This window comes from Ruminococcus sp. (assembly GCF_016283395.1).
Window position 1 is genome coordinate 61,527 of record NZ_JAEEMU010000042.1, and the last position, 11,700, is coordinate 73,226.

The following is an 11,700-nucleotide window of genomic DNA, read 5'->3' on the forward strand; positions in this document are numbered from 1 at the left end:
GAGGGCGACACATTGGCTAATGGCAAAAGGCTAAGGGCTTGGTATTATGATAAATGAAAATAAAGATAATACTTCCCTGATTCAATCATTATTATTATCGCGGAAAGCTTTCTTATGAGAGTTTTCCGCGATATTTTCTCAATGATAAAAATAAATACTCCTGTATCGGAGCGGCAGCAGGTGATCACAGTATTTTTTTTAAAATATGAATATTTTTTGCCTGAGATATTGATATTTTCCGATATTTATGTTATAATATAGTATTACAAATCTCGGTTTAATATTCAACTTATTTACAAAAAGGGGTGCAATAATGGATAGACCAATTGAAATAGCTGTTATTGTTGCGGGAATCGACGAAGAGTATCAGAACGCTGTTTTAGAAGGTATAAAAAAATGTGCAAAAAGGTACAGAGCTAATATTTCTTGTTTCTGTTCATTCAGCGGAGTCCTCTCAAGCAGGAAATTTGATATAGGCGAATACAATATTTTCAATCTTATCAATTATAAGAAGTTTGACGGAATGATACTTCTTACCAATACTATCAGTGATCCTCTCGAAAAGGAAAAGATCACTTCAAAAGTAAAAGACTCGGGTATCCCTGTAACTGTCCTTGACTGTGATGACTATCCCGAATTCTATAACATAAGCATAGACAATTACAAAGCTATGCGTTCACTTGTGGATCATATCCTCGATGAGCATAAGGTCACGCTCGTAAATTACATATCAGGTCCTATTGCAAATCCTGAGGCTTCTGCAAGACTTAACGCTTTCTACGACTCTATGGACGCTCATTCTATCCCTGTTGATAATGACCGCGTATATCTCGGAGAATTCAGAGCTGCTGACGGCAAAAAGGGCGTAGATCAGTTCATAAGCTCGGGAATGCCTCGTCCGCAGGCTATAATATGTGCTAATGACGCAATGGCACTTGCCGCTATTGAAGAACTGGGCAATTTCGGTTATAATGTTCCTAATGATATAATCGTAACAGGTTTTGACAACACTTATAACGCTCAGCATCATGTCCCTGCGCTTACAACGGTATCACGTCCTCTCGAAGAAGCAGGATATAAAGCCTGCGAGATACTTGTCAAGGTAGCAAAGGGCGAAGAACACGATGATGACACTGTCTTTGAGGCGGTTCCTGTATTCAATGAGAGCTGCGGCTGTAAAAGTAAAAAGCTCAATGATCTTGATGAATTCAGGACATCTGCATATAAGCTTCTCAACAAATGCAGGGGAGATATATCTCTCCTCAACCGAATGACTACTGAGCTTGCCGAAAAAGACGATCTTGACGGCAATTTGCGTACTGTTGCCTGCTTTATACGTGATATAAAATGCGATAGATTTTGTATCTGTTTATGCACTAACTGGGACGAGGTCGCATCTGAAAGTACTGTTTCAAAGGGGTATACTGCAAAAATGAGTGCTCCGCTGGTATTGGAAGACGGAACAAACCTGCCCGTAAAGGAGTTCCCGACTGCGGATATGCACCCTGTTCCACTGAAAAACGGCGGAAACATAAGTTACTTTATGCCGCTTCACTTCCGTGAAAACTGTCTGGGATACTACATATTTGTAAACAGCAGCTTCCCAACAAAGAGCCTGCTTTGCCATACCCTCATGCTTAATATAAGCAACTCTATCGAAAATATCCGCAAGCTCCTGCATATGAACAGCATGATAAAGGAGCTTGACCGACTTTATGTTATTGATCCGCTCTGCAACATCTATAACAGAAACGGATTTATCAGAGCAGCTGATGAACTGCTGAAAAAGAGTCAGGGCACTAACAGTAAATTCCTTATCTCGTTTATAGATATGGACGGTCTGAAGCCCGTAAATGACAATTACGGTCATAAAGAGGGCGATTTCGCTCTCCAGCAGCTTGCAAACGTTATAAAGGAGTGTTGCCGCGGCGGCAGGATATGCGCACGTTTCGGCGGTGATGAGTTCATTATTTTCGGTGATAACGCCTGTGATGAGGATATTGATGCACTTGAAAGCGTGTTCAATGTTCAGCTCAAAAACATGAACAGACTTATCCATAAGCCTTACGAGCTTGATGCAAGTATAGGCACTATAGTTACCGAGGTCAATGACGAAACTTCACTTTTCAACCTTATAACACAGGCTGATGAAATAATGTACGAGAGGAAAAAGCGTAAGAGAACTTCTCGCTACCTCAGACACGACTGATGTGATGACAAAACGCCCCGTTGCATAACCGTTATACTCATACAGAAATTTATGCTTATTATTGAGAGAACCCCTTTTGAAAAAGGGGCTTCTCTCAAACTCTCTCCCGAAAACTTCTGTTTTTATTTTTTCCCGGATAGGGCGCGTATGTAAAATAAAAAGACTTGCAAGTATACAGGTCGCGCCCTATCCGGGAAAAAATCAGATAAAAGTCTTTGGAAAGGGGTTCGGGGGAAAACCTTTCCTCAGAAAGGGTTCCCCCGATAAATAAATATAAGCTTTTATACAAGTACTGCGGTCATACATCGGGGCGTATATTATCACAGCAGCGGAGCGAACATATTGAGTACAGCTCCTGCGATTTTTTTGAACATTGAACGGTTGTTGCAGTCCTCCATAGTTATGAGCTGTGAAAGCTCGGCAGTTTCATTGAAATCCCGCACCATTTCTTTTATGACGGAACATTCATATAATACGCTTCCACATTCAAAATGCAGATAGAAGCTCCTGTAGTCGAAATTGATAGTACCTATAAGTGCGGTCTTGCCGTCTGCAACGCAGGTCTTTGCATGGATAAAACCTGGGGTGTATTCGTATATCTTTACTCCGAGTGCAGTAAGCTGGGCGTAGTTGTTCCACGCTATCATGTGAACATACCATTTGTCGGGGATATGCGGAGTGATTATTCTTACATTGACACCTTTCTTCGCAGCAAATCCGAGAGCATTTGTCATTTCCTCATCGAGGATAAGATAGGGCGTTGTAATGCATACGTACTCTCGGGCATTATTGATAAGTTCGAGATATACACGCTTTCCCACAGGTTCTTCATCAAGTGGTGAATCGGAAAACGGCTGCACAAAGCCGTCATCTTTCAGCATGGAAAGATACTGTGGCATATGCGGACTGAATTTCTGCAATTCGCTGTTTTCAGCCTTTTCCCAGAGCTGTAGGAACATGACCGTATAATTCCACACTGCCTGTCCGCGTATCATTATACCCGTGTCCTTCCAGTGTCCGAAACGCTCCTTGCGGTTGATATATTCATCGGCGATATTAGTACCGCCGTTAAATGCTGTATGACCGTCGATAATAACGATCTTTCTGTGGTCACGGTTGTTCTGCACCGATGATATCATGGGGCGGAAAGGATTGAATACCTTGCACTTTATGCCGTGTTCTGCAAGGTTGCGGAATGGCTTGACGGAGTTGAGCATACCTGTGCCAATGCCGTCATACATAAGCCTTACGTCTAATCCCTCAGCAGCTTTCTTAATTAGAAGTTCCGATAAGGTATCAAACATATATCCCTCGGTGATTATAAAAAACTCAAGGAATATAAAATGCTTTGCGGACTCTATTTCCTTAACAAGTCTTTCAAACTGTACCTCGCCAAGCGGAAAATATTCCGCATCAAGATTTCTGTAAACGGGGTACATACCGTAGTCCGAAACATATCTTGCAAGATTGAGTGCATCAGGACACATGGCAGACAGCTCGTTCATTATGTCATTATCCTGAACAAGCAGTTCCTTTGTCTGCTTTTGATTTCGCATATCAAGGGATTTGGGAAACTGCTGTGAAAGCTTTATGAAGAGATAGGATATACCGCCCATAAGAGGGAAAACACTGATAATTACTATCCATGCGAAACGATAGGAGATAGGTTCGTTCTTGTTGGTGATATATATGGCAAGTATTATGTCAAGAATAATAAGAATGAAGTATACAAAGTAAAAACGTGTTCCGAGACTTGCTACAGCAAGCATCAAAAATGCGATCTGAAATAGCAGAAGTATAACGAATGCAGCGTTTGTACTGAGGATACTGCTTAGAAGTTTTTTTATCTTCATTTTCCACCTCCTGATGATGATATAAAGATCACTGTAATAAAGCCGTTAGCCATTAGCCATTAGGTATTAGCCGAAAGAGTTTGCTTACGCTCACATTATTATATCATATTTTTTTTATAATAGCAACGATAGCGGCGTATTAGATAACACGCTGCTCAGATACGATGAAAGGAATGATGTATATGAATAATATCAGACCATATGAAAGAAATGTATATTACTATGAGACAGATAAGATGGGTGTGGTACACCATTCAAACTATATAAGGATATTCGAGGAAACAAGAATACACTTTCTCAACGAAGCAGGAATGCCTTTTGAACAGATAGAAGCAATGGGTATATATATGCCTGTGCTTTCTGTGGAGTGCAGGTACAAGCGTCCTCTTTGCTTTGATGAGCCATTTGCAGTATACCCAAAAATCATAAAGTTTAACGGTACAACACTGCATCTTGAATATAAAATTATAAGCAGAAAAACAGGTGAGATCTGCGTTGAAGGCAGTTCTTCGCACTGTTTTACCGATCTTGAGCTTAGACCGCTCAGAACAAAGATCCACTATCCTGATATATATAAAGTATTCAGTGACTATAACGGTTATGAGATAAAAGAATAAAAAGTAAAAAGCTCCCACGTAGGGAGCTTTTTTATGTTAGAGTATCGAAGATGCTTTTAGTCGGTGGAGACTTGTTTTGATAGAGGTCAAGCTATCTCTTCGATTCTTACATTTGAAATATACACTGTAGCAGTTGAACCTCTGTGGCCGAGATTGTATTCAAGTCGTCCCTTTGGATCGTCCTTTTCCTTCATCTCAAATTCATAGGTAAATGTCTGCTTTTCTGGAGTTACAGTAAGCTTTGTATCCTCGAAATATCTTATCCAACCTGCTTCGGGAGCAGAAACGCAGGTGATAATTTCTCTTTCCTCATCTGCATATGCATCGAATGTGAGCTTGTACTTCTGGCCCTTTATCATCGGGATATCAGGCTGTACCAGCTGTACAGAGTAATCCTCTGTGCCTTCCTTTTCTGAGGTGATAACTATCATGTTATCCTTTATCTCAGCTGCACCTACACCGCCGTTGAAGAGCAGGAACTTCCAGTTTACATCATCAGTGAGATCCTCTGCCTCTGAGAAATCTCCGTTGTAGATGTAGTTGCCGTCCTCCAGTGGCTCACGGTAAGACTTTTCGGGCTTTTTAACATTTGTATCGTATTCGGGCTTCTGATAAACTCTTACGTAGTCTATCTCGAATTCAGCATTGTCAAAGTTTGTGGTTTCGTCAGGGTTACCAGGCCATGTTCCGCCTACTGCCAGGTTCATCTGAACGAAGAATGGCTGATCGAATGGTGCAGGATAAGGCTTTTCGTCCTCGCCCTGAACTGCTGTGAACCAGTCGTTTACTGTATTGTAAAGATTTCCGTCGATATACCAGCGTATCTCACCCGGCTCCCACTCTACAGAGAATTCATGGAAGCTGTCAGCGTAGGTCTGACCTGTAAGGTTCCATGTGCCCTGCTTTTCGCCGTGAGGTTCGCCGTAATGGAGAGTACCGTATGCAGTGCTTACATTATTTCCGAGTACTTCCATAATGTCGATCTCGCCGCACTTAGGCCACTGTCCGTAGTAGCTCTCGTCCTTTGGCATCATCCAGATAGCAGGCCATAAGCCCTGTCCTTCGGGGACTTTAGCACTTACGACTACTTTACCGTAAGTGAAATCTGTCTTGTTCTGACCTGTTACCTTACCAGAGGTGTAGTAGTCCTTGCCGTCCTTTTCGGACTTGATAGCCTTGATGACCAGCTTGCCGTCACGGATAAACACATTATCTGTTGAGGTTGTGTATTCCTGTAACTCTTCATTGGTCCAGCCCGGTTCGTGTGGCTCGTAGTTCCACTTGCTTTCGTCAAGTGCAGCAGCACTGAATTCATCGTTCCAGATAAGGTCGTAGCCATCTATCTCGGGCACTTCTGTCTCATCGGAAGCGGCAGCCTGTGTAGTTGTATCAGCGGCTGCTGTAGTTTCAGGTGCTTTTGCGTTATCAGTGTTTTCGTTTTTATCTCCGCAGCCTGCTGCTGAAACCATCATTGCAAGAGCTGCGATAAAAGATAAAGCCTTGTAATTCTTCATGTTTATTCCTCCTTAAATGTGAGGTTTATTCTCTTATGGCATTATTATAACTTTTTACAGCGAAAATTTATAGCAAAATACACTGATTTATGGTAAACTGGTGATGTAATAAAATGTGCAGATATGCTGACATATTTCATCATACAGTGAAATAAACCAAGCCCGAAAGCGTTTCCGAGGTCGCTTTCGGGCTTGGCTGTATAGGAGAGGTGATTATTTCGTTATGGTTCCAGGGACTTTACAAGTCCGAGGAGATACTTCTGTATCTGCATAGCGTCATTGTTTGTGATGCCGCTCTTGCCGTTTTCGTAAACGTCTGCATTGAGCTGTCCCTGTTCGGTGATATGGTGGTCGTCTGTACCTGTGAGACCATATCTGTTAGGATTAGCCAATGACTGCATTATAAGAACTATATCATTCATTGCAACTTCGCCGTCGCAGTCTGCGTCGCCGTAGAGTATATCTTCATCGGGTATATCCTGCGGTGCTTCTGCGATATTGTCGAAGTCAAGCCAGAGCTGAACATATTCGCTGTCGGCAGCATAAGCAGGAGAAGTTGTGTTCTGTGATGATAGCTCAGAAGCCGTAAGAGCCTTGCTGTATACTCTCATTTCGTAGAAATTAGCCTGTGAATTTCTGCCTGTTTCGGGGCAGGCACCAAGAGTCAGCGGATATCCCGAATGTGCAACACCTGCTGAGTTTGCTGCCTTTTCGGCAAGCATCTTTCCGTCGCAATATACTCTTATCATATTGTTTTCTGCATCGTATATTCCTGCAACCTGATGTTTCCTGCCGATCCAGTCTGAACCTATTGAAGCGCTGACGCTGTTCCATTCTCCGCCTGCATAGATGAAGAAATAGAGTACGGAAGGTTCTGCTCTGAGACCGAATGAGTAATCGCCCTTGCTTGCGAACATATTGTACTGCTGCGAGCCTGTGGGAACTACATTTGCCTCAACTGTAAATGAGTTTTTACCTTCAAGTGCGCTTTCAAGCTTGCTGCATGACGGTATGGTAACTGCGCCTGATACGTAGTTTCCGTCAGCTGAATTTGTGAGCTTGGCATCTGATCCTATCGGAACCTGTAAAGCATTGCTGCTCTTATCCTGTATCACTGTTCCGTTTGAGCGGAGCTTTGCAGCTGTGTCGGTTATGGTGCTGTCAGAGCTTGATGAAGCTATAGGGATAATAGTGTATGACCAACTGTACGGTCTTCCTGACGGCAGACGGTATTTTGGAAGTGTACCCTGTCCGCAGGTAGCACTTCCTGTACCCATTGAGCCGTAGTCAACGCTTAACATTGTCTCACTTCTGGGACGGAGCTTGTATGGGTGGTCTGCATTCTGGAGATCTTCGGGAGTGAAGTGGAGCGCACTTGCTTCCACTGTTCCATCGGCAGCAATAAGGAGACTTGAGTCCTTGCTGCTGTTTTTTACTGATATCCACTTGACATCGGTAAGGTTGCCGCAGTCGTCAGCCTTGAGGTACGGATAGAACATTTCTGAAACAGTGCTGTTCCAAACACCCATTCTGCCGTTGGTCTTTCTGTCATTGAAAGTCTCAACAGGACCGTTGCCGTACCAGCTTACCTTCTCTGCCCCCTCGGGGAGCTTCATTATAGAACCTACACGTATGAAGTTGCCAAGGCCGGCACTTGCTGCATTGACATCAAAGCCTACAGTAACGTTGCCGTTGCAGTGGATAGTATAGGTGATATCGACCTTTGTGTTTCCGGCATTTGTGAGAGTGAGATGGGATATCACGATCTTTTCGCCATTATCGCCATCCAATACGTCTATCTTGTCGCATCGTGCGCCCTTCATAGCGTCTTTCCATTTAGAGTCGAATAGGTCTCTTGCACCCCAGCCTGTATCGTTCTCAACATTGCCGCGCCAGAAATTCGGAGCAGGACCGTCTGAGATAAGTATCTCACCGTTGTATGTATAAGACTTCATAAGACCTGTTGACTTGTCTATAGCGAAGTTGAAGCCCTTTCCTGTAGGAACGTAGCTATCGGGAGTATCGACTACTGTAACTGCTTCGCTGCCTGTATCGTACTTGGCTACCTTGCCTGATGCTGTGATAGGGAACTGAGCATAGGATATCTCTGTACCTTCAGGGAGAAGGTCTGAGCCATTGCGCACCTTTACGGAGATATCGAGATATAATTCATCGCCTGCAAGGATATTCTTAGGTATCGTAAATGGTACTTTTAGAGTATTCTTTGAAAGCGGCTTAGCCTGCGCATCATCAATTGTACCGCTGCTGATGCTTATACCGTTCTTGAGAAGTGACCATGAAACATCAAAATCACTGAGGTCTGCAAAGTTATTCTCGTTGTATACGCTTATCTCATTTTTTGCGAGCTGAGAAGCATCTGCACTGAACCAGAAATTCTGATACTGATACTTTACCTCTGCAAGCTCAGGCTGAGGATTTCTGTCAGGACTAATAAGACCGTTTTCACAGAAACTGTTATCGTTTGGCCAGTCTCCCCAGTCTCCGCCGTAGCCGTAGTATTTGCCCTTTATCTCATCGGAGTAAAGGTTTTTGTGAGCATACGACTCTGAGTAGTAATCCCAGCTGTTATTGGGAAGATTTACAGCTCTCGACTGGTCTACCCAGTCCCAGATGAAGCCGCCCATCATATTGTCGGCACGTCTTATAGCGTCCCAGTATTCCTTGAGTGCGCCGACGGAGTTACCCATAGCATGATCGTATTCGCACATAACGTAAGGCATTTTTCCATCTCCTGCGTTATTGCCGATAACGTCTGAACCAGGGTACATATTACTTCCCATATCAACGCCCATGCCGAAGCCCTGACCTTCACTGTGTACAGGTCTTGTTGGATCGTTCTTCTTGAAATACCAGATCATATCGCGGAACATTCCGCCTGCATCGTTTGCATTGCCTGTATAGCCCATTTCATTTCCGATAGACCATGCAACGATGGCAGGATTGTTTTTCAGGCGCTTGTATGAAGTTTCGGTCCTGTCCATAGCAAGTTCGTAGAACAGAGACTTTGTATTGTTATTTTTACCGTCCTGAAGTGCATGACACTCCAGATTAGTCTCACCCATAACGTACATACCGTACTTATTGCAGAGCCAGTAAAGGTACGAATCGTTGCTGTAGTGTGAGGTTCTTATAGCATTGATATTGTTCTTTTTCATAAGGGAAACGTCCTCGCGGATAGTTTCCTGAGGCACAGCCTTGCCGTAGAATGGGTCTGTATCATGGCGGTTTACGCCTTTGAGGAGCAGACGCTTACCGTTTATAGTTATGGGCTGCCAGCGTTTTGTGGTGACGTTGTATGAGCCGTCCACCTGAGCGGAAGTGAAGTTTATCTCACGGAAGCCCAGCTGTGTGGACAGTATCTCCTGTACTTCACCCTGAGCGTCGCAAAGTTTCAGTACGAGGGCATAAATATTCGGCTTTTCAGCAGACCACAGCTTCGGAGCTGTAACGTCTGTTTTTATTGTACAGACCTTTCCTGTTGATGCAGCAAGGTCATTTATCTTTGCAGAAGCACCGCTGAGGATATTGTTTCCGTCCTCGTCATAGGCTTCGGCAATAACGCTCCAGCCGTTCTTTGAGTTGCCAGTAAGGTTGGAGATATCCATTGATATCTCAAGGTCGGCATTGGTGAAGCTATCGTCAAGGTCTGTGCGGACGGTATAGTCTCTTATCTGTACATCGGGAGCACTTACGAGGAAAACATCGCGGAAGATACCGCCGTCATAGATCATATCCTGATCCTCGAACCATGTACCGTCACAGAATTTATGTACCTCTACTGCAAGTGTATTTTCACCGTCAGTAAGCAGGTCTGTGATATCGAAACGATGAGGGCTGAAAGTGTCCTCGCTGTAGCCGACAGCAGTACCGTTTACATATACATAATAAGCGGACTCTACGCCGTCAAACTCGATGTATACTCTTCTGCCTGACTTGCGCATTGCGCTGTCCACAGTGAATTTCTTGCGGTAAAGTCCTACAGGATTGTAGTTTGTGGGAGCCTGAGGCGCAGGTACATTGCTGTCGTACTTAGCCTGCCACGGCTCACCAATATTGGTGTAGATAGAAAAGTCAAAGCCCTGACGAGTCCAGCTCTTGGGCAGCTGCACTGTTTTCCAGCCGTGTTCTGCCGAAGGCTGATAATCGGGATTGAAGCAGCCTGCATTGATATGAGAGCTTGCCTGCTGAGAGTTCTGTACTACTACAAGATCCCAGTCCTCATTCTTGCCTGTGAGCATTTGTAAATACTCCGACTCCTCCCGTGCGTTATAGTCCCATACTGCGTTTACGGCAGCCTCTGTGGAATGATAGGGCACAGGGTTGCATGATGCGGCTTCGCGGTTCACCTGAAATACATCTTCAGCACCGTTTTTTCCTGTCCACTCGTTTCCTGTAAAGGTAACGGCTGAAACTTTCTGCGGCACTGTGATACCAAGTGATGTGGCGGCAGTCATGACAGCTACGATAGCTGACACAATACGTCGTTTCATAATTAAGTTCCTCCTTGTTTTAATAATTCCCCTGAAATGCAATATCTTTTATTTTGATTATAACATCTATGATTTATTGTGTTAAACAAATAACTCTTTGATGTTGATAACCATTTATTGTGTATAATATAGCATAAAAATGAGCGGATTGCAACTGAATTTCTGAAAAAATAGTGTAAAATATAACGATTTTTTAATTTTGTATTGCTTATTACCAAAAAGACCACTCTCATATCATGAGAATGGTCTGGATTTCAGTCATTTTCGATTATATTTTTGATATCCTGCATACGTCCGTCCCATTCTGCACTCTGATCTGCGCATTTTTTAAGCTCGTCCGCGAGAAGATTGAGCTTGAACGGGGGAAGATTTTTCTTGTAGCGGAGTTTGTGTTCGAGACTTGCCCAGAAGTCCATAGCGATAGTTCTCAGCTGCACCTCAGCTCTGACAAGACGCTTTTCATTTTCAAGGAATATGGGTACGGCTACGATGAGATGCAGACTTCTGTATCCGTTTGCCTTAGGTTTTTCTATGTAGTCCTTTTTCTCGATAAGGGTGATGTCGTCCTGCTGCAAAAAGCAGTCTGCCAGTCTGTAGATATCCTGTACGAATGAGCATACCACACGTATTCCTGCGATATCGCTTATGTTGTTTTCGATAGCTTCGATATTTCTCGGGATATGCCTTGAAAGCAGCTTTCGGTATATGCTTCCGTAGCTCTTTATTCTCGACTGTATGAACTCTATGGGATTGCTTTCGCCGTTCAGTGAGAACTGCTCGTTGAGTACGCGGAATTTAGTCTCTATCTCCATTATGGCGCACTTGTAATATGTAAAGAACTGCTGCATGGGTATCATGTTATTTTCAACTGAACGCAGGAATTCCGCTTCTGACATTTCTGCTTCCGTGAGCTCACGCAGGTCTCGGATTATTTCGTTTTTGGGATCCATTATCTTACCTCACATCTATATTGATGATATTATTATACCATTATTG

Annotated in this window: 6 protein-coding genes; 2 read left to right on the forward strand and 4 right to left on the reverse strand. The window is 43.6% G+C overall.

The window, feature by feature from the left end:
- Positions 1-313: 313 nt before the first annotated feature.
- Entirely contained in the window at positions 314-2,209 is a 1,896-nt protein-coding gene (locus QZZ41_RS09645; RefSeq protein WP_295071057.1) for a GGDEF domain-containing protein, read from the forward strand.
- A 320-nt stretch (positions 2,210-2,529) separates the two neighbouring features.
- Here the strand turns inward: QZZ41_RS09645 and cls are convergent, their stop codons facing one another.
- Entirely contained in the window at positions 2,530-4,062 is a 1,533-nt protein-coding gene (gene cls / locus QZZ41_RS09650) for a cardiolipin synthase (protein ID WP_295071060.1), read from the reverse strand.
- 182 nt (positions 4,063-4,244) lie between these two features.
- Between cls and QZZ41_RS09655 the strand changes: the two genes are divergently transcribed.
- Complete coding sequence (locus tag QZZ41_RS09655; protein WP_295071062.1) at positions 4,245-4,679, forward strand: thioesterase family protein; 435 nt, start codon at positions 4,245-4,247, stop codon at positions 4,677-4,679.
- A gap of 86 nt (positions 4,680-4,765) precedes the next feature.
- Here QZZ41_RS09655 and QZZ41_RS09660 read toward each other — a convergent pair whose 3' ends face one another.
- From QZZ41_RS09660 to QZZ41_RS09670, 3 genes are all read right to left on the reverse strand, one after another.
- Positions 4,766-6,193 (reverse strand): family 16 glycosylhydrolase, encoded by a 1,428-nt coding sequence (locus QZZ41_RS09660; RefSeq protein WP_295071065.1) that lies wholly within the window; start codon positions 6,191-6,193, stop codon positions 4,766-4,768.
- A gap of 221 nt (positions 6,194-6,414) precedes the next feature.
- Positions 6,415-10,704 carry a glycoside hydrolase family 2 TIM barrel-domain containing protein gene (locus tag QZZ41_RS09665; protein WP_295071067.1) on the reverse strand — a complete coding sequence of 1,430 codons (4,290 nt, stop codon included), beginning with the start codon at positions 10,702-10,704 and terminating at the stop codon, positions 6,415-6,417.
- Between the two features lie 254 nt (positions 10,705-10,958).
- Positions 10,959-11,654: a GTP pyrophosphokinase family protein gene (locus tag QZZ41_RS09670; RefSeq protein WP_295071070.1), complete on the reverse strand. Its 696-nt coding sequence runs from the start codon at positions 11,652-11,654 to the stop codon at positions 10,959-10,961.
- Positions 11,655-11,700: the final 46 nt, after the last annotated feature.